Here is a 224-nt window from a genome sequence, read left to right on the forward strand (position 1 = left end):
CCAGTGTCTGGTGACCTAGCGTACTCAATCGATGAAGACGGTTCTATCCGTTTAAGCCAAGAGCAATTGCTATCACAAGCATCTGACGTAGAGGGCGATGACCTTACGGCTAGCGACCTTACGGTTGGTGGAGATGCGACGGTTGTAGCTAATGATGACGGCAGCTTCACCATCACGCCAGATGAGAACTTCAACGGTGACATCGATATCAGCTTCGATATCTC

At 50.0% G+C, this 224-nt stretch carries 1 protein-coding gene; it reads left to right on the plus strand.

Annotated features, from left to right (window positions below; genetic code table 11):
• A partial coding sequence (locus AB4371_RS22635) for a cadherin-like domain-containing protein (RefSeq protein WP_372150418.1) occupies positions 1 to 224 on the plus strand: 224 nt, incomplete at both ends.

This window comes from Vibrio sp. 10N.261.51.A3, assembly GCF_041471965.1.
Taxonomy (GTDB): Bacteria; Pseudomonadota; Gammaproteobacteria; order Enterobacterales; family Vibrionaceae; genus Vibrio; species Vibrio crassostreae_C.